The sequence below is a fragment of the Allobosea sp. GW821-FHT09G06 genome, assembly GCF_059416005.1.
Map to the genome: position 1 here is coordinate 309,989 of NZ_JBWKOI010000003.1, position 25,700 is coordinate 335,688.

General features: G+C 67.2%; 24 protein-coding genes. 11 read left to right on the forward strand and 13 right to left on the reverse strand.

What is annotated here, in order from left to right; genetic code table 11:
* Positions 1–45 precede the first annotated feature (45 nt).
* The 6 genes from AC07NY_RS17680 to AC07NY_RS17705 all read right to left on the reverse strand — a co-directional run bounded on the left by AC07NY_RS17680 (position 46) and on the right by AC07NY_RS17705 (position 5,540).
* A complete protein-coding gene (locus AC07NY_RS17680) occupies positions 46–453 on the reverse strand; it encodes a RidA family protein (protein WP_494584925.1) in 408 nt (135 codons plus the stop codon).
* A gap of 44 nt (positions 454–497) precedes the next feature.
* On the reverse strand, positions 498–2,138 hold the full coding sequence (locus AC07NY_RS17685; protein ID WP_494584926.1) for a benzoate-CoA ligase family protein: 1,641 nt from the start codon (positions 2,136–2,138) through the stop codon (positions 498–500).
* Positions 2,139–2,200: 62 nt separating this feature from the next.
* Entirely contained in the window at positions 2,201–3,409 is a 1,209-nt protein-coding gene (locus AC07NY_RS17690; RefSeq protein ID WP_494584927.1) for an acyl-CoA dehydrogenase family protein, read from the reverse strand.
* A 1-nt stretch (position 3,410) separates the two neighbouring features.
* On the reverse strand, positions 3,411–4,247 hold the full coding sequence (locus tag AC07NY_RS17695; RefSeq protein ID WP_494584928.1) for an enoyl-CoA hydratase family protein: 837 nt from the start codon (positions 4,245–4,247) through the stop codon (positions 3,411–3,413).
* The gene (locus tag AC07NY_RS17700) at positions 4,247–4,783 is read right to left on the reverse strand and encodes a MarR family winged helix-turn-helix transcriptional regulator (protein ID WP_492283650.1); all 537 of its coding nucleotides are present in this window, start codon (positions 4,781–4,783) and stop codon (positions 4,247–4,249) included. The genes AC07NY_RS17695 and AC07NY_RS17700 overlap by 1 nt, the downstream gene beginning before the upstream one ends.
* A 1-nt stretch (position 4,784) precedes the next feature.
* Positions 4,785–5,540: an SDR family NAD(P)-dependent oxidoreductase gene (locus tag AC07NY_RS17705; RefSeq protein ID WP_494584929.1), complete on the reverse strand. Its 756-nt coding sequence runs from the start codon at positions 5,538–5,540 to the stop codon at positions 4,785–4,787.
* Between the two features lie 239 nt (positions 5,541–5,779).
* Between AC07NY_RS17705 and AC07NY_RS17710 the strand changes: the two genes are divergently transcribed.
* The gene (locus tag AC07NY_RS17710; RefSeq protein WP_494584930.1) at positions 5,780–8,104 is read left to right on the forward strand and encodes a bifunctional salicylyl-CoA 5-hydroxylase/oxidoreductase; all 2,325 of its coding nucleotides are present in this window, start codon (positions 5,780–5,782) and stop codon (positions 8,102–8,104) included.
* Positions 8,105–8,112: 8 nt separating this feature from the next.
* On the opposite strand, the gene AC07NY_RS17715 is transcribed toward AC07NY_RS17710, so the two are convergent.
* Entirely contained in the window at positions 8,113–9,375 is a 1,263-nt protein-coding gene (locus tag AC07NY_RS17715; protein ID WP_494584931.1) for an MFS transporter, read from the reverse strand.
* 461 nt (positions 9,376–9,836) lie between these two features.
* On the opposite strand from AC07NY_RS17715, the gene AC07NY_RS17720 reads away from it, so the two are divergent.
* Positions 9,837–10,913, forward strand: a complete 1,077-nt coding sequence (locus AC07NY_RS17720) for a DUF2778 domain-containing protein (RefSeq protein ID WP_494584932.1) — start codon at positions 9,837–9,839, stop codon at positions 10,911–10,913.
* A gap of 225 nt (positions 10,914–11,138) precedes the next feature.
* Here the strand turns inward: AC07NY_RS17720 and AC07NY_RS17725 are convergent, their stop codons facing one another.
* The 3 genes from AC07NY_RS17725 to AC07NY_RS17735 form a co-directional block, all read right to left on the reverse strand.
* Positions 11,139–11,387 carry a hypothetical protein gene (locus AC07NY_RS17725; RefSeq protein ID WP_494584933.1) on the reverse strand — a complete coding sequence of 83 codons (249 nt, stop codon included), beginning with the start codon at positions 11,385–11,387 and terminating at the stop codon, positions 11,139–11,141.
* Positions 11,388–11,416: 29 nt separating this feature from the next.
* A complete protein-coding gene (topA, locus tag AC07NY_RS17730; RefSeq protein ID WP_494584934.1) occupies positions 11,417–14,083 on the reverse strand; it encodes a type I DNA topoisomerase in 2,667 nt (888 codons plus the stop codon).
* A gap of 215 nt (positions 14,084–14,298) precedes the next feature.
* Positions 14,299–15,423, reverse strand: a complete 1,125-nt coding sequence (locus AC07NY_RS17735; RefSeq protein WP_494584935.1) for a serine hydrolase domain-containing protein — start codon at positions 15,421–15,423, stop codon at positions 14,299–14,301.
* A 139-nt stretch (positions 15,424–15,562) separates the two neighbouring features.
* Between AC07NY_RS17735 and AC07NY_RS17740 the strand changes: the two genes are divergently transcribed.
* The 4 genes from AC07NY_RS17740 (at position 15,563) to dprA (ending at position 19,873) form a co-directional block, all read left to right on the forward strand.
* Entirely contained in the window at positions 15,563–16,507 is a 945-nt protein-coding gene (locus tag AC07NY_RS17740; RefSeq protein ID WP_492283642.1) for an aspartate carbamoyltransferase catalytic subunit, read from the forward strand.
* A 17-nt stretch (positions 16,508–16,524) separates the two neighbouring features.
* Positions 16,525–17,826, forward strand: coding sequence for a dihydroorotase (pyrC, locus tag AC07NY_RS17745; protein ID WP_492283641.1), 1,302 nt, complete (start codon positions 16,525–16,527; stop codon positions 17,824–17,826).
* Positions 17,827–18,024: 198 nt separating this feature from the next.
* Positions 18,025–18,648: a glycerol-3-phosphate 1-O-acyltransferase PlsY gene (plsY, locus tag AC07NY_RS17750; protein WP_494584936.1), complete on the forward strand. Its 624-nt coding sequence runs from the start codon at positions 18,025–18,027 to the stop codon at positions 18,646–18,648.
* A 16-nt stretch (positions 18,649–18,664) separates the two neighbouring features.
* Complete coding sequence (gene dprA, locus AC07NY_RS17755) at positions 18,665–19,873, forward strand: DNA-processing protein DprA (protein WP_494585139.1); 1,209 nt, start codon at positions 18,665–18,667, stop codon at positions 19,871–19,873.
* 15 nt (positions 19,874–19,888) lie between these two features.
* On the opposite strand, the gene AC07NY_RS17760 is transcribed toward dprA, so the two are convergent.
* Both AC07NY_RS17760 and AC07NY_RS17765 read right to left on the reverse strand, forming a co-directional pair.
* On the reverse strand, positions 19,889–20,065 hold the full coding sequence (locus AC07NY_RS17760) for a hypothetical protein (protein WP_494584937.1): 177 nt from the start codon (positions 20,063–20,065) through the stop codon (positions 19,889–19,891).
* Between the two features lie 185 nt (positions 20,066–20,250).
* Complete coding sequence (locus AC07NY_RS17765; protein WP_494584938.1) at positions 20,251–21,165, reverse strand: AEC family transporter; 915 nt, start codon at positions 21,163–21,165, stop codon at positions 20,251–20,253.
* Positions 21,166–21,400: 235 nt separating this feature from the next.
* On the opposite strand from AC07NY_RS17765, the gene AC07NY_RS17770 reads away from it, so the two are divergent.
* Together AC07NY_RS17770 and AC07NY_RS17775 are read left to right on the forward strand one after the other, a co-directional pair.
* Positions 21,401–21,790 (forward strand): hypothetical protein, encoded by a 390-nt coding sequence (locus tag AC07NY_RS17770; RefSeq protein ID WP_494584939.1) that lies wholly within the window; start codon positions 21,401–21,403, stop codon positions 21,788–21,790.
* Between the two features lie 146 nt (positions 21,791–21,936).
* On the forward strand, positions 21,937–22,287 hold the full coding sequence (locus AC07NY_RS17775) for a hypothetical protein (RefSeq protein WP_494584940.1): 351 nt from the start codon (positions 21,937–21,939) through the stop codon (positions 22,285–22,287).
* 61 nt (positions 22,288–22,348) lie between these two features.
* Here AC07NY_RS17775 and ruvX read toward each other — a convergent pair whose 3' ends face one another.
* Positions 22,349–22,846, reverse strand: a complete 498-nt coding sequence (gene ruvX / locus AC07NY_RS17780) for a Holliday junction resolvase RuvX (protein WP_492283635.1) — start codon at positions 22,844–22,846, stop codon at positions 22,349–22,351.
* 169 nt (positions 22,847–23,015) lie between these two features.
* On the opposite strand from ruvX, the gene AC07NY_RS17785 reads away from it, so the two are divergent.
* Genes AC07NY_RS17785 through AC07NY_RS17795 form a run of 3 tightly spaced genes read left to right on the forward strand, consistent with a single transcriptional unit; the run spans position 23,016 to position 25,608 of the window.
* On the forward strand, positions 23,016–23,597 hold the full coding sequence (locus AC07NY_RS17785) for a GNAT family N-acetyltransferase (RefSeq protein ID WP_494584941.1): 582 nt from the start codon (positions 23,016–23,018) through the stop codon (positions 23,595–23,597).
* The gene (locus AC07NY_RS17790; RefSeq protein WP_494584942.1) at positions 23,594–24,646 is read left to right on the forward strand and encodes a YeiH family protein; all 1,053 of its coding nucleotides are present in this window, start codon (positions 23,594–23,596) and stop codon (positions 24,644–24,646) included. The genes AC07NY_RS17785 and AC07NY_RS17790 overlap by 4 nt, the downstream gene beginning before the upstream one ends.
* 29 nt (positions 24,647–24,675) lie before the next feature.
* The gene (locus tag AC07NY_RS17795) at positions 24,676–25,608 is read left to right on the forward strand and encodes a hydroxyacid dehydrogenase (RefSeq protein WP_494584944.1); all 933 of its coding nucleotides are present in this window, start codon (positions 24,676–24,678) and stop codon (positions 25,606–25,608) included.
* Positions 25,609–25,700: the final 92 nt, after the last annotated feature.

Genomic DNA, 25,700 nt, shown 5'->3' on the forward strand with positions numbered 1-25,700 from the left:
TTTTTTCCCACGAGTCGATCTGCGGTGGTTTGACGCAGGCTGCGCTCAGCCCGCGACGACCGCCGTCGCCTCGATCTCCAGCAGCGCCTCCGGCTCGACCAGTGCGGTGACCGCGACCACGGCCATCGCCGGAAAATGCCGGCCGAAGACCTCGCGATAGGCCGGCCCCATCTCCTTGAGGCTGGCGCGATAGGTCGCGATATCGGTGACGTACCAGGTCAGGCGCACGATATCCTCGACGCGCCCGCCGCCGGCCTCGACCACCGCCCTGATATTGAGGAAGGTCTGGCGGAGCTGGCCGATGAACCCCTCAGCGAAAACGCCCTGGGCATCCCAGCCGACGAGGCCGCCGGTCACCAGCACGCGGCCTTCCGCCACCATGCCGTTGGCATAGCCGCGCGGCTGGGGCCAGCCCTCGGGCAGGATGGCACGGGATTGCGGGAGTTCGGACATGGCGTATCGCCTCGGTTCAGCCGTTCGGCTCGGGTTGGAAGAGTTCAGCTTTCGCCTTGCGCCAGCTGGCGCAGCGCGAAGCGTTGCAGCTTGCCGGTCGCGGTCTTCGGCAGCGCTTCGACGAATTCGATGGCACGCGGATATTTGTAGGGCGCGATACCGGCCTTCACATGCTCCTGCAAGGCTTTCACCAGCGCGGCATCACCCGTGACCCCCTCGCGCAGCACGATATAGGCCTTCACGATCTGCCCGCGTTCGGGGCAGGGCGCGCCGACCACGCCGCATTCGGCTACGACCTCATGGGTGAGCAGGCAGGCCTCCACCTCCGGACCTGCGATATTGTAGCCGGCCGAGATGATCATGTCGTCGGAGCGGGCCTGATACCAGAAATAGCCGTCGGCATCGCGCAGATAGGTGTCTCCGGTGATGTTCCAGCCGTTCAGGACATAGACGGCCTGTCGTGGATCGGCGAGATAGCGACAGCCCGTCGGGCCGCGCACGGCAAGGCGTCCGGGCGTGCCGTCCGGCACATCGCGCCCTTCGGAATCGACGATCTTCGCCTCGTAGCCCGGCACTGGAATGCCGGTCGAGCCCGGCCGGATCGCCTCGCGCGGCGCGCCGATGAAGATATGCAGCATCTCGGTGGCGCCGATGCCGTCGAGCAGCGGCATGCCGGTCCGGGCCTGCCAGGCGTCGAAGGTCGCCTTGGGCAACGCCTCGCCGGCCGAGACGCAGATGCGGAGCGAGGCGATGTCGCGCCCGTCGAGCTTGTCGAGGATGGCGCGGTAGGCGGTCGGCGCCGTGAAGACGACGCTGACCTTGTAGCGTTCGACCGCGTCGAGGAGATCAGCCGGGCCGGCCCTCTCGGGCAGCACCATCGCGGCGCCGATCCGCATCGGGAACAGCACGAGCCCGCCAAGCCCGAAGGTGAAGGCGAGCGGCGGCGAGCCGGTGAAGCGATCGTCGGCTGAGGCCTTCAGCACGCGCGCCCCGTAGCAGTCGCAGATCGCCAGCATGTCCTGGTGGAAATGCATCGTGCCCTTGGGCTCGCCGGTGGTGCCGGAGGTGAAGGCAATCAGGCAGACATCGTCGCGCGCCGTGTCACAGGCTTCGAACGCCTCGTAACCCGATTGCGCCATCAGCGCTTCCAGCTCGCTGCCGGCGCTGCCGAAGGCGACGATGCGGCCAAGCTCCGGCACCTGCACCTTGGCCGTCTCCAGCTCGGCGGTGAGGCGGTGGTCACAGAGCGCCAGCGCGATCCTGGCCTTGCGCAGGGGATAGGCAAGCTCGCCCGCCCGCAGCATCGGCATGGTCGCGACCGCGACACCGCCGGCCTTGATGACGGCAAGATAAGCCGCGACCATCATCGGCGTATTGCCGGCGCGCAGCAGCACGCGATTGCCGCTGACCATGCCGAGATCGCGGGTCAGCACATTGGCGATGCGATTCACCGTCTCGGTGAGATCGGCATAGCTCCAGTGCAGATCGGTGGCGACCACCGCCGTGCGCCCGCCGCGCCCCTCGACGATGTGCCGGTCGAGCAATTCGGCGACACAGTTCAGCCGCTCGGGATAGGCCAGCCCTGCTTCTTCCAATCTCAGATCGGGCCAGCTTGCGCGCGGCGGCAGGTTGTCCCGCGCGAAGCTGTCTTGATGCCCCGATCTCGCAAATCCGGTTGCTGTCATTGCGTTCCCCTGCAAGAGCCGGATCCGATCAGGTCCCCTCGGCCTGACCGGTGAATCCGCCTCTAACGATCTGCTCTTCCGGCATGTGACTTGAGCAGGTCGCGCGCGATCACGACCTTCTGGACTTCCGAGGCGCCCTCGTAGATGCGCAGCGCCCGGATTTCCCGATACAATTCCTCCACCTTGACGCCCTTGGTGACGCCCAGCCCGCCATGGATCTGGACGGCCCGGTCGATCACGCGCTGGGCGTTCTCGGTCGCGACGAGTTTCGCCAGTGCCGCCTCGCGAGTGACGCGGGCCGCGCCGCGGTCCTTGGTCCAGGCGGCGCGGTAGACGAGCAGGGCAGCGGCATCGACCTCCGCCGCGCTCTCGGCGATCGCCGCCTGCGAGAGCTGGAGATCACCGAGCGTGCCGCCGAAGAGCTTGCGGCCGTTGGCATGGGCCAGTGTCTCGTGCAGGGCCCGCCTTGCAAAGCCGAGCGCCGCGGCGCCGACCGTGGAGCGGAAGATGTCGAGCGTCGCCATCGCGACCTTGAAGCCGTCGCCCGGGCCGCCGATGCGGTTTTCCAGCGGCACGCGGCACCCCTCGAAACGCAAGGTGGCCAGCGGGTGCGGCGCGATCACCTCGATGCGCTCGGCGATGGTCAGGCCGGGCGTATCGGCCTCGACCAGGAAGGCGGAAAGTCCGCGCGCGCCGGGTGCCTCACCGGTGCGGGCGAAGACGACGTAATGATCGGCGATGCCGCCGTTCGAGATCCAGCTCTTCTCGCCGTCGATGCGGACATGGCTGTTGCCATCGGGCGTAGCGGTCGTCGCCATGGCGGCGACGTCGGAGCCGGCCTCCTTTTCGGAGAGGGCGAAGGCGGCGATGCGCTTGCCGGCGGCGACATCCGGCAGGATGCGCCGCTTCATCGTCTCCGAGCCGGCGATCGAGATCGAGCCCGTGCCGAGCCCCTGCATGGCGAAGGCGAAATCGGCGAGCCCGTCATGCGCCGCCAGGATTTCGCGGGCGAGGCAGAGCGTGCGCACATCGAGCTTGTCGTTGAGCCCGCCATAGGCGGCCGGAACGGTCGCCTTCAGGAAGCCCGCAGCACCCAAAGCCGCGACGCGCGCCCGGCAGGCCTCGTCGACATCATCATGCGGCAGGTCGGCAAGATAGGAATCGGCCCAGCCGGAGAGCTCCGTGGCGAAGGCACGATGGCTCTCCCCGAAGAACGGCCAGTCCAGCGTGTCACTGAGGATGTCGAGGCCGAGGGGAGAAGCGCTGCCCATCTCAGTTGCCCTCGAAGACCGGCTTCTGCTTGTTGGCGAAGGCATGATAGGCGCGGGAAAAGTCCTCGGTCTGCATGCACAGAGCCTGAGCCACGGCCTCGGCCTCGATCGCGCTCTCGACCGACATCGCCCATTCCATTTCGAGCATGCGCTTGGTCATGGCGTTGGCGAAGGTTGGGCCATCGGCGAGTTCGGTGGCGAGCGTCTGCGCCTCCGACAGCACGGCCTCCGGCGCGCAGATGCGGTTGAGGAAGCCCCAGCGCTCGGCTTCCTCGCCCTTGAGCACGCGGCCGGTATAGAGCAGCTCGGCAGCGCGACCCTGGCCGATGATGCGCGGCAGCATGGCGCAGGCGCCCATGTCGCAGCCGGCGAGCCCGACGCGGTTGAACAGGAAGGCGATCTTAGCTCCGGCCGTGCCGAGCCGCAGGTCGGAGGACATGGCGACGATCGCACCGGCGCCGGCGCAGACGCCGTCGATTGCGGCGACGATCGGCTGCGGGCAGGCCCGCATAGCCTTGACCAGCTCGCCCGTCATCCGGGTGAACTTGAGCAGGTCCTTGGTCTCCATCGCGACCAGCGGCCCGATGATCTCGAAGACGTCGCCGCCCGAGGAGAAATTGCCGCCGGCACCGGTGACGACGATCGCCTTGACGTCTTCATCCTTCTGCGCGGCGAGGAAGAAATCCGTGAGTTCGCGGTAGCTTGCGAAGGTCAGCGGATTCTTTTTCTCAGGCCTATTCAGCGTCACGGTCGCGACCTTGCCCGAGACCGACAGGCTGAAATGCTCCGGCTTGAAGCCCGCGAGCGGCAGGGTCGTGGCGTTGGCGATCTCTGCCATCAGGCGTCTCCCTTGGCGGCCTCGTCGGCCCGCCCCGCGATGGCGCGATGCAGCGAGGTCTTGGTCTCTCCGAGCAGCCGGAAAAGCTGCGCGATGGCGGGCTGGTCGAGCCCGGCGAACAGTTCGGCGATCCAGTCCTCATGGCGCTCGGCCATGATCTTGAACGCCTTGCGGCCCTGTGCCGTCAGCGTGAGGATCTGCACGCGCCGGTCCTGCGGGGCCGAGCGCTTGTCGACGAACCCGTCGGTCACGAGCCCCGCCACGACCGCGGTGACATTGCCGTTCGAGACCATCAGGCGCTGCGAGACCTCGCCGACGGTCATGCCGACCACGCTCTTGTCGAGCTGCGCCATCAGGTCGAAGCGCGGCAGCGTCGTCTTGAATTCCTCGCGCAGCCGATTGCGGATCTCGGTCTCGATCAGGGTCGAGCAGGTCAGCATCCGCAGCCAGAGGCGCAGTTCGTCCTTGTGGTCGCCGGGGCGCTCGCTGGCCTTGGTTTCGCGGTCGAGGATCAGGGAAGAGGAGGGCGTCTCCATCTCAGAACTCCCCGCCATTGACGAGCAGCGACTGGCCGGTGACGGCATCGCTGCCCGGCCCGCAGAGATAAAGCACGGCGGCCGCGACCTCTTCCGGCGCGATCAGCCGTCCCTGCGGATTGTCCTTGATCATGGCCGCCAGCGCGTCCTCGCGGCTTTTGCCGGTCTTGTTGGCGACATTGTCGATGCCTGCGGTCGCCATGTCGGTATCGGCATAGCCCGGGCAGACGGCGTTGACCGTGACGCCGGAGCGCGCCGTCTCCAGCGCCAGCGACTTCACCAGCCCGACCACGGCATGCTTCGCCGCCACATAGGCGCTGACATAGGGGTAGCCGCGGTGCCCGGCGGTCGAGGCGATGGCGATCAGGCGGCCGCGGCGGCGCTCCAGCATGGCCGGCAGCGCAGCGTGGAACAGGTTCACCGTGCCGATCAGGTTGATGTCGAGCATGCGGCGGAAGCGCTCGTTGTCGCTGCGCATGAACGGCCCGGTCTCGACCGCGCCGGCATTGGCGATCGCGATGTCGAAGGCAGGTTCACGCGAGAGCTGCCCCAGCGCTGCGAGAACCGAAGCTTCGTCGCGCACGTCACAAGCCGCGTAGTCGGCCGCAACGCCTGTGGAGACCGCCTCTTTCAAAGTGGCCTCGTCGCGTCCGAGGATGCTGACGCGGGCTCCGGCCGCCGTCAGCGCGGCGGCGATGGCCCGGCCGAGGCCGCGTCCGCCACCCGTTACCAGTGCACGCTGTCCCTGCAGTGTCATGGCCGCTCGACCTCCGAGTGCGAATATATTTTAAGTCTGAAGGAATTTGCAAGCGGCCTGATGGCAGTGGCGAGGCGAGGGCATCCCGCAACGCAAAATGACTATCTACGCGGTGGTTTGTGATCTCCCGCGCGTACTCTCCGGTCCGAAACACTGCAGAAGCCTCTTGAGCTCGAAAACATTTTAGGTTTAAAATAATTTCTCAAGCCGGGTCGGCCGGCTCCCTGATGGAGGCGTCGATGCGTATCGCGGTCGTGGGCGGAGGGCCGGCGGGGCTCTATTTCGCGCTGCTGATGAAGCGGGACTGGCCGGAGCTGACGGTCGATGTCTTCGAGCGCAACCAGCCGGACGATACCTTCGGCTTCGGCGTCGTCTTCTCCGACCAGACGCTCGACACCTTCAGGGCGGCGGATGCTGAGAGCTATGCCGCGATCCGCGACAATTTCGCCTACTGGGACGATATCGAGATCCATTTCAAGGGCGACAGCTACCGCGTGCCCGGCAACGGCTTCTGCGGCTGTTCGCGCCGTTCGCTCCTGATGCTGGTGCAGGCGAGGGCTCGCGAGCTTGGCGTCAACCTGCATTTCGGCAGCGAGGTCGCCGATGCCGAGACGCTGAAGCGCGATTACGACCTCGTCGTCGGCGCCGACGGCATCAACAGCCGCATCCGCGAGAACTGGCGCGAGCGCTTCCAGCCGCAGACCGACCTGCGCCCGAACCATTTCACCTGGATGGGCTCGACCCGCCCCTTCGACGCCTTCACCTTCTTCTTCAAGGAGACGGAGCACGGCGTCTTCATCGCCCATTGCTACCAGTACGAGGCCGGCCGCTCGACCTGGGTGCTGGAAACCGACCCCGAGACCTTCGCGAAGGCGGGCCTCGGCGCGATGGACGAAGCCCAGTCGGCGACCTTCCTCGAAGGCGTCTTCGCCGAGGAACTACAGGGCCACAGGCTCATCACCAACCGCTCGCTCTGGCGCAATTTCCCGATGATCCGTTGCCGCAACTGGGTGGTCGACAACGTCGTGCTGATCGGTGACGCCAAGGCGACAGCGCATTTCTCGATCGGCTCCGGCACCAAGCTCGCGATGGAGGACGCCATCGCCCTGCACAAGGCGATGGGGCAGGCGAAGCTCGATGTTGCGGCCGGCCTGAAGCTGTTCGAGACGCAGCGCCGCGAGGAGGTCGAAAAGACCCAGCATGCGGCCGATGTCTCGCTGGTCTGGTTCGAGGAACTGAAGCGCTTCTGGGATTTCGAGCCCCTGCGCTTCGCCTTCGGCCTGATGACCCGCTCCAAGGCGATCACCTACGACAATCTGGCGCTGCGGGCGCCGGAGATGGTCGAAGCCGTCGACAAGCTCGTCGCCGGCGGACTCGGCGATCTGGCGAAGCGGCGCAAGGATGGCTCGCCGGTCCCACCGGCCTTCCAGCCGTTCAAATTGCGCCAGATGCGGGTCGAGAACCGCATGACGCTCTCGCCGATGTGCCAGTATTCGGCCGAGGACGGCCTGCCTGATGATTGGCACCTGATGCATTACGGCTCGCGCGCCATCGGCGGCCCCGGCCTGATCTTCACCGAGATGACCTGCGTCGCGGCCGATGCCCGTATCACTCCCGGCTGCACCGGCCTGTGGAACGACGAGCAGGAAGCCGCCTGGAAGCGGATCGTCGGCTTCGTCCATGCAAATTCCGCCGCCAAGATCTGCCTCCAGCTCGGTCATGCCGGCCGCAAGGGCGCGACCAGGCTGATGTGGGAGGGCATGGACCGGCCGCTGTCGGAGGGGGCATGGCCGATCGTCTCGGCTTCGCCGCTGCCCTACTATCCGGAAAGCCAGGTGCCGCGCGAGATGACCCGCGCCGACATGGACCGGGTCAAGGGCGAGTTCGTCGCGTCAGCCGAACGCGGCGAGCGCGCCGGTTTCGACATGCTGGAGCTGCACTGCGCCCATGGCTATCTGCTGGCGAGCTTCCTCTCGCCGCTGACCAACAAGCGCACGGACGACTATGGCGGCTCGGTCGAGAACCGCCTGCGCTATCCGCTGGAGGTCTTCCGGGCGCTGCGTGAAGCCTGGCCGCGCGAGAAGCCGATGTCGGTGCGCATCTCCGCCACCGATTGGGCCGAGGGTGGCCTCTCGGCAGCCGATTCCGTCGCCATCGCCGAGGCCTTCGCCACTGAGGGCTGCGACCTCGTCGACGTCTCGACCGGCCAGACCGCGCGGGAATCGCGTCCCATGTACGGCCGCATGTTCCAGACGCCGTTCTCGGACCGCATCCGCAACGAGGCCGAGGTCGCGACCATGTGCGTCGGCAACATCACCACGGCCGATCAGGTCAATACGATCATCGCCGCCGGCCGCGCCGATCTGGTGGCGCTTGGGCGGCCGCATCTGGCCGATCCGTCCTTCGTGCTGCGTGCCGCGGCTTGGTACGGCGTCGATACCGACCAGCCGGTGCAGTACGGACCCGGCAAGGACCAGCTCATGCGCAACACGCCGCGCGAGCGGCAGGACCTGGAAGAGCTCAAGCTCAAGGCCAAGCCGAGCCGCCACGCGGTGGGAAAATAGGCGGCGGCCTATTTCCCTTCGGCGTGGCTCCGGCGCCCCGAGGGCGAGACGTCGGGGATGGTTGGCGGCGCCGGCTTGCGCTCGCCGAACGGATTGGCCGAGGGCGGGTTGCGCCGCAGGCGGAAGGCGAGATAGCCCGCCGCTGCCGCCGAGAGCAGGCCCAGATAGGCGAGCAGCCCGTTCGGCCCGACCGCCTGCATGAAGGCGGCGGAGACCAGCGGGCCGATCGCCGAGCCCACCGCCCAGAGGAAGAGCAGTTGCGCGGAGAGGCCGAGAGCGCGCTCGCGGCCGAGCCGGAAATAGGCATGCGCGACGGCGACCGTGTAGATCGGCATCGAGCCCGCGCCGATCAGCGCAAAAAGCCCGAACATCCAGAAGCGGGCATGCGGCAGGGCGAACCAGAACACGGCCGCGAGTGCCAGCGTGCAGAGCACGACCGAGACCGTGGCGCTCAGCATGATCTTGCGGCTTTCGACCCGGTCCGCCAGCAGGCCGAGCGGCCATTGCAGCACCAGCGCGCCGATCTGGATGCCGGCGGTGAGCAGGATCGCCCAGGCCTGGTCGAGCCCGATCAGGATGCCATAAGCCGGGGCGACGTTGGTCAGGGCGCCGCCCATCAGGCCGACATAGAGGCAGCCGATGACGGAGGCCGGTGCGTATTGCCACATCGTGTTGAGGCGCACCGAGACGACCTCGCCCGATTCAGGGCCCTTGGCGCGGGTCATGCCGACCGGGATCAGCGCGATCGAGAAGGTCGCGCTCGCCAGCAGGAAGATGTCGTGCGACTGCAGCGAGACATAGCCAACGCCGATCTGCGAGCCGATCAGCGCGAGGCGGTTGAGGATCTGGTAGAAGCCGAACAGGCGCCCGCGCTGGCCGGCCTTGGCCTGGCCGCTGATCCAGCTCTCGATGCAGATCGCGTGGCCGGCGCCGGCAAAGCCCATGCCGAGCCGCGAGATGCCCCAGAAATCGAGCGATGTGAGCGCGAAGCTGATGGTGAACACCGCCTGCAGGGCGGCGAACACCCCGAAGGCGCGGATATGCCCGACGCGGCGGATGAAGGCGGGGATCACGAAGCAGCCGGCGAGGAAGCCGACGGAATAGGCCGAGCCGACGAGGCCGATCAGCAATGGCGCCTTCTGCTCCAGCGCCATCTTAAGCGGCACGACCGTGTTCACGATGGTCGAGGCGATCTGCAGGATCAGCGCGCCGCTGACGATCGCGCCGAGTGCTGCGACGGAGCTGGTCCTCGGCTCGGCTGGCTGGCTCACGGCGGTCCCGGCCTCCGGCGCAGGCGCGCCGGAATCCTGCGATTCCGGCGGCTGCAACTCCTGCGGTTGCGATGCTTGCGACATATCCGATTCGACGGCCGGTTTGGGAAAAATGGGCTGGAATTGCAGCCTCGCCGGAAAAGATGGGCCAATCGGGGCAGGGAGCGAAAAAACTTCGTCTTTCTTCCTCCACTCTCCGGACTCGATCGCGCCCCCTTTTGATGGTCAGGCAGACCCGCGCCGAAGCCACGTTCCGCTGCGAGCGAATCGCGAAAATTTATCGATGCGGTTCACCGGCGATTAACCAAGACAGCGCCTTATCGAAGCGGAACGAATTTGGGTTCTCCCGGCATGCTCGGCCATCTCGCGACGTGCATCGCGCTTCCTTCGGTTGGAGCGCGTGCTGCGAAGCTGTGTCTGCGGCTGCCGGGCGTGGCGTAAGCGTATCGAGAGTGCGGCGGATGACCTATGCGACCTATGTCCGGGAAGGTGGCGCGCCTTATGTGCGGCCCCGTCGTCGCCGCCGGCCTTTCCTGAAGGGTTTCCTGCTCGCGCTTGCACTGAGCGGCGGCGCGATGTCCGGCTTCTGGATGCTGGGGCAGGGCGCTCCGGGTACGGACGCCAACAACGCCTCTTCCGCGAATGCCCGCAAGGCATCGGCCAGCCGCGTCGCCCAGCAGGCGCCGGGCTACAGCGGCCTGCTGAATCCCGGTCTGTCGGATGGCAAGGGCTCGAGCTTCGTGCAGGGCGCGCCCGTCCGTTCCGCCTTCCAGCCGGCGGCTCCGTCGCCATCCTCCCTCGCGGCCGCCGAGCCTGCCTTGCCGCTGCCGCCGCAGCCGCCGGTCACGCTCGCGGAGAAGGTCGCGCCCCTGCCGGTGCCGCGTCCGCTCGACCTGCTGCCGAAGGCCGATCCCCAGCAGCCGCAGCAGCTTCAGCCGCGCGTCGCGCAGCCGACGACGCCGCGCCGCAACCGCACCGCGTCCGCAGCCCCGACGCCCGAGGACAACCGCAACTTCTTCGAGAAGCTCTTCGGCGTGCAGAAACAGGCCGAACCGGCTGGGACCGTCCTCGCCTATGCCGCGCCGCAGGACGACATCATCGACCGCGGCCGCATCACGCGCTTGAGCCCCTCGGCCGGCACGCCGCCGCGCACCGCTGAGGCCGGCACCGCGATCTACGATATCGCGGCCAAGATGGTCTATATGCCTAATGGCGAGCGGCTGGAGGCTCATTCCGGCTTCGGCGAGATGATGGACGATGTCCGTTACGCCCATGTCCGGATGAAGGGCGTCACCCCGCCGCATATGTACACCCTGACCGAGCGCGAGGCGCTGTTCCACGGCGTTCGCGCGATCCGGCTCAACCCCGTCGGCGGCAGCAGCGCGATCCATGGCCGCGCCGGCCTGCTGGCGCATACCTACCTGCTCGGGCCGCGCGGCGACTCGAATGGCTGCATCTCGTTCAAGGATTACGATCGCTTCCTGCAGGCCTTCCTGCGCGGCGAGGTCAAGCGGATCAGGGTGGTCGCGAGCCTCTGAGCTCAAGTCGTTGGGCGAGGCGCTTTTGGCACTCTGTCGCGTGACGTCGAGCGAACCCCTTTGTCATTCCGGGGCTTCGCGTAGCGAAGAACCCGGAACCCACGACCGGGCGGGCCGCTCGCAACCGAACACCTGATGTTCCACCAAGTCGTGGGTTCCGGGTTCGCGCCTTTGGCGCGCCCCGGAATGACAAGGAGCGTGATCAAGGCGATCCAGTCGTAGGCCTCATCGCGGCTTCTGATGGCTGGCCATCCGCAGCACGATCCCGACTGCGGTCAGGACGCAGCCCAACGCGAAGGGCGGGACGAAGACCATGAGGGCTTCGGTATCCTCCCAGCGAAAGCGGAACCGGGAGAAGCTGCAGCCGCCCGAGGCTAGGCCGCAGGCGAAGAGATTGAGCCCGACCCAGCCCGCGAAGGCGACGAGGCAGAGGACTGCCCCGCCTCCGATCAGGAGCCAGCTCGCGAGCCGCATTCAGGCCTCTCCGTGAAGGAGCAGCACCGTCAGCCGCGCGCGGCCTTCGGCGCCTTCTTCGCGGCCGGTTCGGCCTCGGCCGCCTTCTTGGCGGGGGCCTTCTTCGCTGCAGGCTTCTTCGCCGGCGCCTTGGCCTTGGCTGCGCCGGCAGCGGCCTTCGGCTTGCCCTTGCCGCCCTTTGCCTCGGCCTTGGCGTTCGCCAGCTCGATCGCCTGCTCCAGCGTGATGCTCTCGGCTGTCATCGTCTTGGGCAGGGTCGCGAAGATCTTGCCCCAGGCGACATAGGGGCCGTACTTGCCGGCCTTGACCTCCAGAGCGCCGCCGGCGGGGTGGTCGCCGAGTGCGCGCCCGGGAGTTGCAGCCCTGCCGCCGCGTCCGCCGCCGCTCTCCTTGGCGACGATCAGGTCGATGGCGCGGTTGGCGCCGAGTTCGAGCACGTCGTCGTCCTTGTCGATATTGGCGTAGACCTTGCCGTGCTGGACGTAAGGCCCGAAGCGCCCGATGCCGACGAGGATCGGCTCGCCGCTTTCCGGATGCCGCGCCACTTCGCGCGGCAGCGAGAGCAGCGCCAGCGCCTTCTCCAGCGTCACGCTTGCCGGGCTCATGCCCTTCGGCAGGCTGGAGCGCTTGGGCTTCTCGCCTTCGCCGAGCTGGATATAGGGGCCGAAGCGGCCGTCGCGCAGCGTGACTTCGAGATTCGTCACCGGATCGGTGCCGAGGATGCGCACGCCCGGCGCGCCCTGGCCGCCCTCGGCCGAAGCCTCGCCATCGGCGGCGGGGACGGAGAGGGGGCGCGTATAGCGGCATTCCGGATAGTTCGAGCAACCGACGAAGGCGCCGAACTTGCCGAGCTTCAGCGAGAGCTGGCCGTTGCCGCAGGTCGGGCACACCCGCGGATCGGAGCCATCGGCCTTCTTCGGGAAGATATAGTCGCCGAGGATGCCGTTGAGCGCCTCCAGCACGTCGCCGACGCGCAAGTCCTTGGTCTCGCCGATCGAGGCCTGGAATTCGTCCCAGAACGCGCGCAGCAGCGCCTTCCAGTCGATCTCGGCATTGGAGACGCGGTCGAGATTCTCTTCGAGATTCGCGGTGAAGTCGAACTCGACATAGCGCTTGAAGAAGCTCTCCAGGAACGCCGTGACCAGCATGCCCTTGTCCTCGGGCATGAGGCGCTTCTTCTCGATGCGGACATATTCGCGGTCGCGCAGCGTCGAGAGCGTCGCGGCATAGGTCGAGGGCCGGCCGATGCCGAGCTCTTCCATGCGCTTGACGAGGCTCGCTTCCGAGAAGCGTGGCGGCGGCTCGGTGAAGTGCTGGTCGGCGGCGATGTCGCGCTTCTCCAGCTTGTCGCCTGCCTTCATCGCCGGCAGTTTCTTGGAGTCCTCGTCTTCCTCGTCGTCGCGGCTCTCCTGATAGAGCGTCAGGAAGCCGTCGAAGAGCACGACCTGGCCGGAGGCGCGCAGGTCGAGATGGCGGGCGCCCACCTTGGCCGCGATATCGACCGTGGTGCGCTCCATTTCGGCCGATTCCATCTGGCTCGCGATGGTGCGCTTCCAGATCAGTTCGTAGAGCTTGGCCTGCTCCGGCTCGAGCTGGCGCGCGACCATGGCCGGCAGCCTTGCGAGATCGGTCGGGCGGATGGCTTCGTGGGCCTCCTGCGCGTTCTTGGCCTTGACCATGTATTTACGCGGCGCGTTCGGCACGTATTTCGAGCCGAATTCCTTGCCGATGACGTTGCGCGCCGCTGCGATGGCCGAGCCGTCCATGTCGACGCCGTCGGTACGCATATAGGTGATGAGGCCGACGGTCTCGCCGCCGATATCGACGCCTTCATACAGACGCTGCGCGAGCTGCATCGTCCGGGCCGGGGCGAGGCCGAGCTTGCGCGAGGCTTCCTGCTGCAGCGTCGAGGTCTGGAAAGGCGGCTGCGGATGACGCTTGACCGGCTTGGCCTCGACCTCGCTGACGGTGAAGAGCGCGGTTTCCAACGCCGCCTTGAAGGCCTTGGCTTCCTCTTCGTTGCCGATATCGAGCCGGGCGATCTTCTTGCCGTCGGCGCCGACGAGGCGGGCCTCGAAGGTCTGGCCGGACGTGGTCGCGAGCGTCGCGACCAGCGACCAGTATTCGCGGGCGCGGAAGGCCTCGATCTCGCGCTCGCGGTCGCAAACGAGGCGCAGCGCCACCGACTGCACGCGGCCGGCCGAGCGGGCGCCCGGGAGCTTGCGCCACAGCACTGGCGAGAGCGTGAAGCCGACGAGATAGTCGAGTGCGCGGCGCGCCAGATAGGCATCGACCAGCGCCTGGTCGATCGCGCGCGGATTGGCCAGCGCCTTCTGCACGGCGTCCTTGGTCACCGCGTTGAAGGTGACGCGCTCGACGGGAATGCCCTTCAGCACCTTCTTCTGGTTCAGCGCCTCCAGCACATGCCAGGAGATCGCCTCTCCCTCGCGATCCGGGTCGGTTGCGAGGATGAGCTTCTCGGCGCCTTTGACGGCGCGCGCGATCTCGGCGACCTGCTTGGCGCCGCGGCCCTCGATCTCCCATTTCATCGAGAAGTCGTTGTCGGGCTCGACCGAGCCGTCCTTGGCCGGCAGGTCGCGAATATGCCCGAACGAGGCGATGACCTCGTAATCGGAGCCCAGGTATTTGTTGATCGTCTTGGCCTTGGCCGGCGACTCGACGACGAGGAGCTTCATGATTTTCGTGTCTCGATGACAGCCTTGATCAGAGCGCGGAACCAGCCCTGACGGACGGTTCCGCGACCCGCAAGACCGCTGCGGTTCGGATTTGCGCGCGAAAGTGGTTCAGCGCGCCGGCTCTGTCAAACCCCGAATGGATGATGACGACGATCGCCGGCCCGCTGATGCAGCGGTGAGACATGGGGGCGATCGCCGGCTTTGCAAGCGGGGCCTCAGGCCCGCGCCGCCACCAGTCGGTCGATGAAGGCGTCGGTCTGGGCGCCGTTGATCCAGCGCAGCACCGCGACGACGTCCTGCTCCGGGTTGACCCAGATCACGTTGCTGCCGGCGCCGAGCGCCGAGAAGGACGAGGCCGGCACGCCCGGGCGTGCTGCCAGCCACCAGAGATAGCCGTAATTCGTCAGGGTGGGCGAGGGCGTCAGCATGCGCTTGACCCAGTCGCGCGACAGGATCTGCCGGCCGCCCCAGTCGCCCTGCCGGCCGATCAGCAGGCCGAAGCGGGCATGGTCGCGCGCGCCGATGAACAGCCCGCCACCCCAATGGCCGCCGCCGGGCACCGACTGGATCGAGCGCCCGTCGATCTCCGTGAAGGAAGAAGAGTAGCCCTGCCATTCCCAGTCCGCCGAGGCGCCGATCGGGTCCATCACCCGCTCGCGCAGAACCTCCGGCAGCGGCCGGCGGAAGCGTTCGAGCAGCGCGTAGGAGAGCACGTTCACCCGCACGTCGTTATATTCGTAGAAGGTGCCGGGCGTCTTGAGTTCGCGGCGCTGGCCCTTGCGGCTGTTGTCGGCGCCGGGGCCGATCTGGCGGTTATGGTCGACCTGATCGGACTTGCCGAAGATCTCGCCCTGCCATTCGCTCGACTGCTGCAGCAGGTGGCGCCAGGTGATCTGGCCGTTATGCGCGCCGGCGAAGACCGGGCCGGTGACCGTCTTGCCGACGGCATCGTCCACATCCTTGATCAGCCCGTCGTCGAAGGCGATACCGGCGAGCACCGCGAGATAGCTCTTGGCGATCGAGAAGGTCATGTCGGTGCGGGCGGTGTCGCCCCATTCGGCGACGATGCATCCGCCCTTCAGGATGAGACCGGCCGGGCCGCCGCGCTCGCGCACCGGGCCGACGATCTCGGTCCAGGGGCCGCGCTCGTTCCACTCGACATTCCCGACATAGCTGCCGTCCGGATAGTACAGGCTGCGCGGCCAGGGGCTCTCCTGCTCGCGGGCGAAATCGACCGCTGCCTTCAGCCTCTCCGCGTCGAAGCCGGCCTTGGCCGGCGCGATCGTCTGCCAGAGGGCGCCATCGGCGGCGGGAACGAAGGCATCGGTAGGGCTGGACAAGGCGGCATCCTCACGCACAGCGGAAAACCCGATTGGTAGCGTCGTTTTCCCAAAAGCTCCACGACCCACAGGACATGCGCCCTCCCGGTTCGGGGCCGCTTGCGCCATCAGCGACTCGCGCCTAAACAGCCTGCTTCAAATGACATCGCCAGCACCGCTCTATCCGCACCGCCATCTCCTCGGGATCGAGGGGTTGTCCCATCTGGACATCGAAGCGCTCTTGGACAGGGCGGAGGACTACGTTTCCCTCTCCCGGCAGGTCGAGAAGAAGACGACGGCCCTGCGCGGTCGTACCCAGATCAACCTTTTCTTCGAGCCCTCGACCCGGACGCAAGCGTCCTTCGAGCTCGCCGGAAAGCGACTTGGCGCCGACGTGATGAACATGTCCGTCGCCTTCTCCTCGGTGAAGAAGGGCGAGACGCTGATCGACACCGCCGCGACGTTGAGCGCGATGCGCCCCGACATTATCGTCGTGCGACATCATGCGGCCGGCGCGGTCAATCTGCTCGCCCGCAAGGTCGGCTGCTCGGTGATCAATGCCGGCGACGGCGCCCATGAGCATCCGACGCAAGCCCTGCTCGACGCGCTGACGATTCGCCGCAACAAGGGCCGCATCCAGGGGCTCACGGTCGCGATCTGCGGCGACATCCTGCATTCGCGCGTCGCCCGCTCCAACATCATCCTGCTGAACGCGCTCGGCGCGAAGGTCCGATTGATCGCGCCGACGACGCTGCTGCCGCCCGGCATCGAGCGCATGGGCGTCGATATCTTCACCGACATGAACAAGGGGCTGGAAGGCGCCGACATCGTCATGATGCTGCGCCTTCAGCTCGAGCGCATGAACGGCGCCTTCGTGCCGTCAGCGAAGGAGTATTTCCGCTATTACGGGCTCGACCAGGAGAAGCTGGCGCGCGCTCAAGCTGACGCGCTGGTGATGCATCCGGGGCCGATGAACCGGGGCGTCGAGATTTCCTCGGCCGTCGCCGACGGTGCCCAGTCGCTGATCCGCGAGCAGGTCGAGATGGGCGTCGCTGTCCGCATGGCGGTGCTCGACGCGCTGGCCCAGCACCTGCCGAATGTCTGAGCGTAAAGAGACCGAACATGGCTGACACGCAGGACATCGCAATCGTCAACGCACGCCTGATCGATCCCGCGACGGGTCGCGAGGGCGCGGGCTCCATCCTCATTCGCGACGGCGCCATCGCCGCGGTCGAATGGCAGGGCGCGCCCGCCACGGGCGAGGGCGTGCGCCGCATCGATGCCAAGGGCCAGGTCCTGACGCCCGGCCTTGTCGACCTGCGCGCCTTCCTCGGTGAGCCCGGCGCCGAATTCCGCGAGACGCTCGGCACCGGCTCGCAGGCTGCCGCCGCCGGCGGCGTCACCACGGTGGTCTGCCGCCCGGACACCAATCCGGTGATCGACGATCCCGCGATCATCGATTTCGTCAAGCGCCGCGCCCGCGACAAGGCTGTCGTCAACGTGCTCTCCTGCGCCGCCCTGACCAAGGGGCTGGAAGGCAAGGAGATCACCGAGTTCGGCCTGCTGCTCGAAGCCGGGGCGGTCTCCTTCTGCGATGGCGCCAAGGGCCTGCGCAATCCGCAGGTCATGCGCCGCGCCATGATCTATGCGCGCAATTTCGACGCCCTCATCATGAACCATGTCGAGGACCCCGACCTGCGCGGCTCCGGTGTGATGAACGATGGCGAATTCGCCAGCCGCAAGGGCCTGCCGGGCATTCCGATCGAAGCTGAGACCGTGATGCTGGAGCGGGACATCCGCCTCGCCCGCGCAACCGGCGCCCGGTATCATGCCGCGATGATCTCCTGCGCCGAATCGGTCGAGATCGTGCGCCGCGCCAAGCAGGACGGCGTGCGCGTCACCTGCGGCGTCTCGATCAACAACCTGACCCTCAACGAGAACGACGTCGGCGAGTACCGCACCTTCTGCAAGGTCACGCCGCCTTTGCGCCATGAGGATGACCGCCTCGCCATGGTCGCGGCGCTCGCCGAAGGCGTGATCGACGTCGTCGTTTCCGACCACGATCCGCAGGACGTCGAGACCAAGCGCCAGCCCTTCTCCGAATGCGCCGATGGCGCGCTCGGCATCGAGACGATGCTCTCGGCCGCCCAGCGCATGGTTCAGGCCGGGCAGATCGATCTGCCGCGATTGCTCGCCGCGCTCTCGGCGCGGCCGGCCGCGCTGATCGGCTTGTCCGCCGGCAGGCTCGCGGTCGGCGCGCCCGCCGATCTCGTGCTCTTCGATCCCGAGGCGCCCTTCGTCGTCGACAAGCGCAAGCTCAAGTCCCGCGCCAAGAACTCGCCCTTCGACGAGGCGCGGCTCGAAGGCATCGTCGCCGCAACCTTCGTCGGCGGCCGGGTAGTCTACGAAGCCGAGCCGGGCTGAGTTCTCCAATATGCCCCCGAGGGTCATCCCGGGCGGAGCGAAGCGGAGACCCGGGATCCATGCCTGAACCTTTCCCGGGGACGCTCCGGAACGGATCCCGGATCGGCGCGGCTTTGCCGCTTGTCCGGGATGACGGCGCACTTTCTATTCGCGACGGCGGGTTCTATCGTGGCTGCGCTGAACCGGGCGAGGGGTTGAATGGCTGAGACGTTGAATTGGGGCCTCTCCGGCCCCGCCACGCTGATCGCCCTCGTCGTCGGCTATCTCTTTGGATCGATCCCCTTCGGCATCATCCTGACCAAGCTTGCCGGCGGGCCTGACCTGCGCAGCATCGGCTCGGGCAATATCGGCGCGACCAACGTCCTGCGTACCGGCAACAAGAAGCTCGCGGCGGCGACCCTCGTCGGCGACATGCTGAAGGGCACGGTCGCGGTCCTCGTCGGCGCGCGCTTCCTCGGTGGCCCTGAGGCTGCGCTGGCGTCGGGCGTCGGCGCGTTTCTCGGCCATCTCTTCCCGGTCTGGCTCGGCTTCAAGGGCGGCAAGGGCGTCGCGACCTATATCGGCGTGCTGATCGGCGTGAAGGCCTCGATCGCGCTGGTCTTCGCCGCGATCTGGCTGAGCCTGGCCTATCTGTTCCGGTATTCCTCGCTCGCGGCGCTGGTCGCCAGCGTGCTGACGCCGCTCCTGCTCTGGTTCTGGGCCGGCATGCCGAAGGCCGCGCTCGTCATGGCAGGGCTCACCGTCCTGCTCTGGATCATGCACCGGGAGAACATCGCCCGGCTGCTCGCCGGGCGCGAAGGCAAGATCGGCCAGAAGGGCTGACAGGGACATGGCTGGGATCGTCCTCTCCGATCGCCAGCGTCTCGATTGGTTGCGGTTGATCCGCAGCGAGAGCATCGGCCCGCGCAGCTTCCGCTCCCTGATGAACCGTTTCGGCGGCGCTGCTGCGGCGCTCGACGCATTGCCGGACCTCACCCGGCAAGCGGGGCGTGACATCCGCATCTGCCCGGCGGCTGAGGCTGAGCGCGAGTTCGACGGCCTGTCGCGCCTCGGCGGCCGCTTCGTCGCGCTCGGCGAGGCTGAGTATCCCGTGCCGCTGCAGGCGATCGATTCGGCTCCGCCCCTGCTCGCCGTGCTCGGACATGCCGAGGTGCTGCAACGACCGGGCGTGGCGCTCGTGGGTTCACGCAATGCCTCCGCGGCGGGCATGAAATTCACCGCGCGGCTTGCCCGGGAACTAGGCGAGGCTGATTTCACGGTGGTCTCGGGGCTTGCGCGCGGCATCGACACCGCCGCCCATGAAGCGAGCCTGGAAACCGGCACCGTCGCCGTCCTCGCCGGCGGGCTGGACGAGATCTACCCGCCGCAGAACATCCCGCTCGCTCGCCGTATCACGGAGCGCGGCGCGGTGGTCAGCGAGATGCCGCTCGGCTGGGTCGCTCGGGCGCGCGATTTCCCCCGCCGCAACCGTCTCGTCTCGGGGCTGTCGCTCGGTACGGTCGTGGTCGAGGCGGCGCGCCGCTCGGGCTCGCTGATCACCGCGCGCTTCGCCAACGAGCAGGGGAGGCTGGTCTTCGCCGTGCCCGGCTCGCCGCTCGAACCGCGCGCCGAAGGCGGCAATCACCTCATTCGCGAAGGCGCAACGCTCTGCGCCGAGGCGGCGCATGTCATCGAGGCGCTGCAGCCCCTGCGGCAGCGCGAACTCGACCTGTCGCTGCCGCCGCGTCTGATGCGCGAAGGCGCCGGCCAGCCGGCAGCCGAGGCGATGTGGGACGAACTCGACCTGCCTGAAATCGAGCGAGCCCCCGCCTATGCCCGGCATGAAGATGGCTTCGAACTGGAGCCTTCTTCATCGTCTGGAACGGTCTCTCACGATCCCGGCCGTCGCGTGCTCGATCTTCTCGGGCCGACGCCGATCGCACTGGATGATCTTGTCCGTGCCAGCGGGCTTGCCGCCGGCGAGGTCGGCCATGTCCTGGTCGAGCTGGAACTCACGGGCGCAATACGGCGCCATCCCGGCGGAACGCTGTCGCGCCCCGCACCGTGAGAAATTCACCGGCGCTCAGTGACGTTCGTTGCTCGGGGATGCCAGCCGCTCGACTTCGGCGGAGGCTTCGATCCGGGCCATTTCCAGAAAATAGCTGAGCGCGCTGAGCTTGGTGTTGCGGGCCATGGCGCGCAATTCGGCTGCCATTCCTTCGATGAAGGAAGCGGCTTCCAGCGGCGACATCGGGCGCATGGGGATTTCGTCGTCGTCGCCCTCGCTCGCGATGGATTCAAGCGAGACCAGCTTGGATACTTTGTGCTTCATGGCGAATGGATTCCCTCGCATAATCGGGGACCAACTCGTCCGCTGGGCTGCGATTCCCTAACGGATATGCAATTGTAGATTGCAATTATGAATGAATTTCAAGCACAAGTACATTAGGCCAGAAGGATGACAGCGGCCGGGATCGTCGCCAGGGCCAGCAGGGTCTGCAACGTCGTGATTTCGGCCATCAGGGGCGCGTCGCCCCCCAGGTCGCGCGCCAGGAAATAGGCGGCGGTCGCTGTCGGGACGGCTGCCGCGACCACCGTCATCGCCAGGGCCGGGCCGGTGACGCCGAACCAGCCGGCATAGAGCCAGGCGAGCACAGGCATCACCGCGAGCTTCAGGCAGACCGCCACGGCATGGGCGAGCCGGGGCCGCGCCAGCCGCTTGAGATCGAGCGCCGAGCCGACCACGAGCAGGCCGATGCCGAGCGAGGCGCGGCCGAGCACGTCGAGATAGCTGGTGAAGGCGCTGGGCAGCATCCACTGGAGCTGGTTCAGCGCCAGACCGACGGCCGAGGACCAGATGAAGGGATTGTAGAGGATCGAGCGGATCGTCGCGCCGAGGCTCATCGGCTTGCCGCTCGCGAAACGGGCGAGCACGAAAACGCACATGATGTTGAGCAGGGGGATCATCGAGGCGACGGCGATCGCCATCAGCGTCGTACCGGTGCGGCCCTGCAGGCCGGCGGCAAGCGCGAGGCCCACGAAGGTGTTCCAGCGCACCGATCCCTGGAAGATCGAGGTGAAGGCCGGCCCGTCGATGCCGGCGCGTACCAGCAGCGGGCGTGCGAGCAGGAGCAGGGCGGCGACGCTGAGGATGGCGAGCACGAGGCTGGACCCCATGCCCAGCACCGGCATGCTGCGCAGGTCGGCCATGGCAAGCGTATGGATCACCACAGCCGGGAACAGCACCTGATAGGTCAGGCGCTCGACGCCGACCCAATGTGCCGGCGAGACGATGCCGCGCTCCTTCAGGAACCAGCCTGTCGCGATGACGAGGAAGACGGCGATCAGGCTGTCGAGCATGGAGGGGCCGGGAGGGAGGGCAGGCGGGAAGCCCGAGCGGAACAATGAAGCCGGGCGGCCGTTTTACTGATGAACTGCCCTGTCCCTGTCATGCCGTTTCGTGGTCGGCAAGGGCGCGGGAGAAGGTCAGCCCTGTCCCTGCCGCAATGCTGCCGCGATTGGTTCAGGTCCCATTCAACCGGATTGCCCGATGCTGGCTTCAACTTTGGGTTATCTCGCGAAAGGAGATGCCGCCATGATGTCTCTGAAGAAAAAAGCCGCTGTTGCGCTGGCCGTGGCCAGTATCGCCGCCGGAAGCTTCGCGGTTCCCGCCATGGCGCAGACGCGTGGCTTCGACGCGACGCGACTCGACAAGGCCCAGGTCGAATACTCGCAGTATCGCTACCGTCACGGCTATCGTGGCAACTGGCGCGGCCCGTCCCGCGGCGCGGCGGTCGCTGGCGCCATCGGCCTCGGTATCCTGGGTGCGGCGGCTATCGCGGCTCAGAACCGCGCCTATGCGGCGCCGAGCTATTACGAGGATGATTATTATGAGCCGGCGCCGGTCTACGTGGCCCCGCGCCGTTACTACGCGCCTTACGGCTACGCCCCCTACGACTTCCGCCACTATCGCGAATATCGCTGAGGGCAGCTGACGCTTTGGCTTGCAAGGCCCGCGCAATCCACGCGGGCCTTGCTTGTAAGCTCATCTTTTAGGTTTCGACGTTCTATGAAGCGTCTTGAGTTTGTTGACGGGGGATCGCCACCATGAAGTCGCTTCGACGAGCAGGAATGGCAGGCCTTGGCCTGATCGCGCTGGCCTGGGCCTTTGCCCAGCCGGCGGTTGCGCAGTATTACGGCGGGCAGGGCTATGGTGACGAACGCCGCTCAGGCAATGGGGTCGAGCGCCGTGGCTACGACCGCCGGGATGACGGACGCCGCGATTCCTGGCGTGGCGATGACCGCGGTTCCCGTTACGGCTCCCGCGATAGTTTTGGTCGTGATGATGGCCGCGGCCCCGGATACGGCCAGCGCTCCCGGAATCCGATGGCCGGGATGAGCATCGAAGAGCAGAAGCGCGCCGTGAAGAACGAGCGCGAGGCGCAGAAGCGGGCGATCAAGCGCGGCCAGATCTTCAACTGACCGGCCTGAGGCTGGCAGCGAAGGCTTTCATGAGGGCCGCTCGCCATCCGGCGGGCGGCCCTCAGTCGTATTGGTCCTCGTCGTCCTGCGGCCCGAGCCGGCCCAGCCGGTCGAGCGCGCCCTGCAGGATGTAGGCCGCCGCCATCTTGTCGACGACGGCGGCGCGCTTGGCGCGCGAGGCGTCGGCGTCGAGCAGGGTGCGCGTCACCGCGAGCGTCGACATCCGCTCGTCCCAGAACACGATCGGCAGATCGGTGAGGGGGATGAGATTGCGCACGAAGGCGCGTGTCGACTGCACGCGCGGGCCCTCGGTGCCATCCATGTTGAGTGGCAGGCCGATCACCAGCCCGGCGACCTGATGCTTCCCGGCGATCTTCAGCAGCGCTGCCGCATCGAGCCCGAACTTGACGCGCTGGATCGTTTCCAGCGGCGACGCGATCTGCCGTTCGAGATCCGAAAGCGCGAGCCCGATCGTCTTGCTGCCAAGGTCGAGCCCAAGCAGCCGCGCATGCGCCGGCAGGTCGATAAAGGCTTCGAGCGGAACGACGGCGCTGGTCATGGCATGGCGGTATCACGCGCCGGCCAGCGTCGCGAGCAATACATTCTCCGATGCGCCCGGCGAATGGCGGGTTCCCGGCAGCTGTAGCGCGGAAGTCATCGCGCATCGCCGGCTATCAGGCTATATGCGCCGGCTTGGAGCGGCGCCGCCGCGTAGAAGGATATTTCCCGTGCCGGCGCGGATCTCGCTGCAAGTTCCCGACAAGGCCCTGCTCGGCGCCTATGAGGCCGCCTTGCGCGGCGGCTGGTCGCCGAACACGACGCGCAATGTCGCGCCCGAGCAGCTCGCCGCCATCGCCGCCGATCCGGATGCCTTCCTTGCCGAGACACGCGGTGGCCCTGGCCGGGTGAAGCTGCCCGATGGCCGCGAGGTCGATCGCATTCCCGGGCCGACGCGCTGGATCTTCGCCGAGGACCGCCCGGAGCGGCCCTTCATCGGCTCGATCAACCTGCGCTGGCAGGAGAAGGATGGCCGCCCGATCCTGGCCCTCCCGGAACATGTGCTCGGCCATGTCGGCTACACCATCCTGCCGGCCTTCGAAGGTCACGGCTACGCCACTGCCGCGCTCGCAGCGATGCTGGGCGTGGCGCACGAGGCCGGCCTGGCCGAGATCACCATCACCTGCGACGCGACCAACCATGCCTCGCGCCGCATCATCGAGAAGAATGGCGGGCGATTGATCGAAACCTTCGTCGCGCCGCTCTACAGCCCCGATCAACGCCTTCGTTTCATCGTCAGCACTGCCCCATGACCGACATCGCTGCGTCCCGCAAGGCGGGCTCCCTCGGCCCGCTCCTGCCGGGCATTCTGCTCTCCGCCGTGGTCGCCATCGCTTCCGCCCTGCTGGAACCGGTCCTCAAGGCGGCGGCCGGCGGGCGCATCGGCATCCCCGCCATCGTCATCGCGCTGGTCATCGGCATGCTGCTGCATCCGGTGGCAAACACGAAGCGCTTCGCGCCTGGCATGACCTTCTGCGTCAAGAAGCTGCTGCGCTGGGCGATCGCGCTGCTCGGCCTGCGCATCGCGCTCGGCGATATCGCCGCGCTCGGCGTCTCGACCGCGCTGCTGGTGGTCGGATCGATGGTGATCACCGTCGTCGTCGGCTTCGCGCTGGCGCGGATGCTCGGCCGCGAGGCGGGCATGGGCGCGCTCGCCGGTGTGGCCACCGCCGTCTGCGGCGCCTCGGCCGCGCTGGCCACGGCCACCGTGGTGCCGGACTATCGCAACAAGGCTGCCGACGTCGCCTTCACCGTCATCGCGATGAACGTCTTCGCCACCATCGCGATGCTGGCCTATCCGTTGATCTGCACCTGGCTCGGCTTCTCGCCGCAGCAGACCGGCATCATGCTTGGCGGCACGATCCATGATGTGGCGCAGGTGGTGGGTGCCGGCCAGTCAGTCTCGGACGAGGTCGCCAATGCCGCGGTGATCGTGAAGCTGTTCCGCGTCTTCCTGCTGCTGCCCGCGGTGCTGATCGTCGGCTGGTGGCTGGTGCGCGACAACAGCGAGCTCTCCAAGGCCAAGGTTCCGGTGCCGGTCTTCGCCATCGTCTTCCTGGCGCTCTGCGTGCTCAACAGCCTGCTCGCGCTCGTGCCGGCCCTGACGCCGACCTATCAGCCGATCCGCGACGCCCTGCTCGAAGCCTCGCGCTGGGGCCTGCTCATCGCCATCGCGGCGCTGGGGCTCGGCACCTCCATGGCGGCGATGGCGCGGCTCGGCTGGCGCCATCTCGCGCTCGTCACCGGCACGACCCTGACGATCCTCGTTATCGTCACCGGCGGCCTTGTGCTGCTCGGCTGAAAGCCCGACAGAAGGCTGCGGGGGAGATCATGACCGATATCGTCATTACCGAATTCATGGACGACACGGCGATCGCCAATCTCAAGGCGCGCTTCGCGGTCCATTACGATCCCGAGCTCTATGCCAATCCCGACGAGATGGCGCGGCTCTTCGCCGATGTCCCGGCCGTGATCGTGCGCAACCAGACGCAGGTGCGTGGTAAGGTTCTGGAAGCGGCGAAGCGCCTCAAGGTCATCGGCCGCCTCGGCGTCGGCCTCGACAATCTCGACATGGAAGTCTGCGCCGCCCGCGGCATCCGCGTCTTTCCCGCGACAGGCGCCAACAGCCTCTCCGTTGTCGAGTATGTCATCGGCACGACGATGACCCTGCTGCGCGGCGCCTATTTCGCCAATGCCGCGATGGTCGCCGGCGAATTCCCCAAGACGAAGCTGATCGGCCGCGAGATCGCCGGCAAGCTGATGGGCCTCGTCGGCTTCGGCTCGATCGCCCGCGACGTCGCCCGCCATGCCCGAGCCATCGGCATGGAAGTGGCGGCCTACCATCCGCGCTTGGCCGTAGACGACCCCGCCTGGAGCGGCGTGCGGCGGCTGGAACTCGACGAGTTGCTGGCCAAGGCTGACGTCATCAGCCTGCATGTCCCGCTGACCTCGGAAACCCGCGGCATGATCGATGCGAAAGCCTTCGCCCGGATGAAGCCGGACGCGATCCTGATCAACACCGCGCGCGGCGGCATCATGGACGAGGCGGCGCTGGTCAAGGCGCTGAAGGCCGGCAAGCTCGGCGGCGCCGCGATCGACGTCTACGAGCAGGAGCCGCTCGGCAAGGACGCCGCCAAGGTTTTTGCCGGCGCGCCCAACCTGATCCTGACGCCGCATATCGCCGGCAATACGGTGGAGTCGAACGGGCGGGTGTCTGGGCTTGTCGCCGAGAAGGTCATGGCGGCGCTGCAGGATCGGATTTAGGGTGCAGCTTGCTAGGTCGGAGCAACCGGCTTCGACTTAAATTAGAGCGCTGGATTGGGGGCATATGGGTGATTAAACGCTGCGAGGTAGAT

Bases quoted from the DNA above. Each gene is read 5' to 3' on its own strand.
- AC07NY_RS17700 (WP_492283650.1), bottom strand. From the start codon at position 4,783: ATGGAGACGCCCTCCTCTTCCCTGATCCTCGACCGCGAAACCAAGGCC.
- AC07NY_RS17795 (WP_494584944.1), top strand. From the start codon at position 24,676: ATGACCGATATCGTCATTACCGAATTCATGGACGACACGGCGATCGCC.
- AC07NY_RS17680 (WP_494584925.1), bottom strand. From the start codon at position 453: ATGTCCGAACTCCCGCAATCCCGTGCCATCCTGCCCGAGGGCTGGCCC.
- AC07NY_RS17740 (WP_492283642.1), top strand. From the start codon at position 15,563: ATGACATCGCCAGCACCGCTCTATCCGCACCGCCATCTCCTCGGGATC.
- AC07NY_RS17760 (WP_494584937.1), bottom strand. From the start codon at position 20,065: ATGCGCCCGATGTCGCCGCTGGAAGCCGCTTCCTTCATCGAAGGAATG.
- AC07NY_RS17790 (WP_494584942.1), top strand. From the start codon at position 23,594: ATGACCGACATCGCTGCGTCCCGCAAGGCGGGCTCCCTCGGCCCGCTC.
- AC07NY_RS17765 (WP_494584938.1), bottom strand. From the start codon at position 21,165: ATGCTCGACAGCCTGATCGCCGTCTTCCTCGTCATCGCGACAGGCTGG.
- AC07NY_RS17775 (WP_494584940.1), top strand. From the start codon at position 21,937: ATGGCAGGCCTTGGCCTGATCGCGCTGGCCTGGGCCTTTGCCCAGCCG.
- pyrC (WP_492283641.1), top strand. From the start codon at position 16,525: ATGGCTGACACGCAGGACATCGCAATCGTCAACGCACGCCTGATCGAT.
- AC07NY_RS17690 (WP_494584927.1), bottom strand. From the start codon at position 3,409: ATGGGCAGCGCTTCTCCCCTCGGCCTCGACATCCTCAGTGACACGCTG.
- topA (WP_494584934.1), bottom strand. From the start codon at position 14,083: ATGAAGCTCCTCGTCGTCGAGTCGCCGGCCAAGGCCAAGACGATCAAC.
- AC07NY_RS17705 (WP_494584929.1), bottom strand. From the start codon at position 5,540: ATGACACTGCAGGGACAGCGTGCACTGGTAACGGGTGGCGGACGCGGC.
- AC07NY_RS17695 (WP_494584928.1), bottom strand. From the start codon at position 4,247: ATGGCAGAGATCGCCAACGCCACGACCCTGCCGCTCGCGGGCTTCAAG.
- AC07NY_RS17725 (WP_494584933.1), bottom strand. From the start codon at position 11,387: ATGCGGCTCGCGAGCTGGCTCCTGATCGGAGGCGGGGCAGTCCTCTGC.
- AC07NY_RS17710 (WP_494584930.1), top strand. From the start codon at position 5,780: ATGCGTATCGCGGTCGTGGGCGGAGGGCCGGCGGGGCTCTATTTCGCG.
- AC07NY_RS17685 (WP_494584926.1), bottom strand. From the start codon at position 2,138: ATGACAGCAACCGGATTTGCGAGATCGGGGCATCAAGACAGCTTCGCG.
- ruvX (WP_492283635.1), bottom strand. From the start codon at position 22,846: ATGACCAGCGCCGTCGTTCCGCTCGAAGCCTTTATCGACCTGCCGGCG.
- AC07NY_RS17720 (WP_494584932.1), top strand. From the start codon at position 9,837: ATGACCTATGCGACCTATGTCCGGGAAGGTGGCGCGCCTTATGTGCGG.
- AC07NY_RS17770 (WP_494584939.1), top strand. From the start codon at position 21,401: ATGATGTCTCTGAAGAAAAAAGCCGCTGTTGCGCTGGCCGTGGCCAGT.
- plsY (WP_494584936.1), top strand. From the start codon at position 18,025: ATGGCTGAGACGTTGAATTGGGGCCTCTCCGGCCCCGCCACGCTGATC.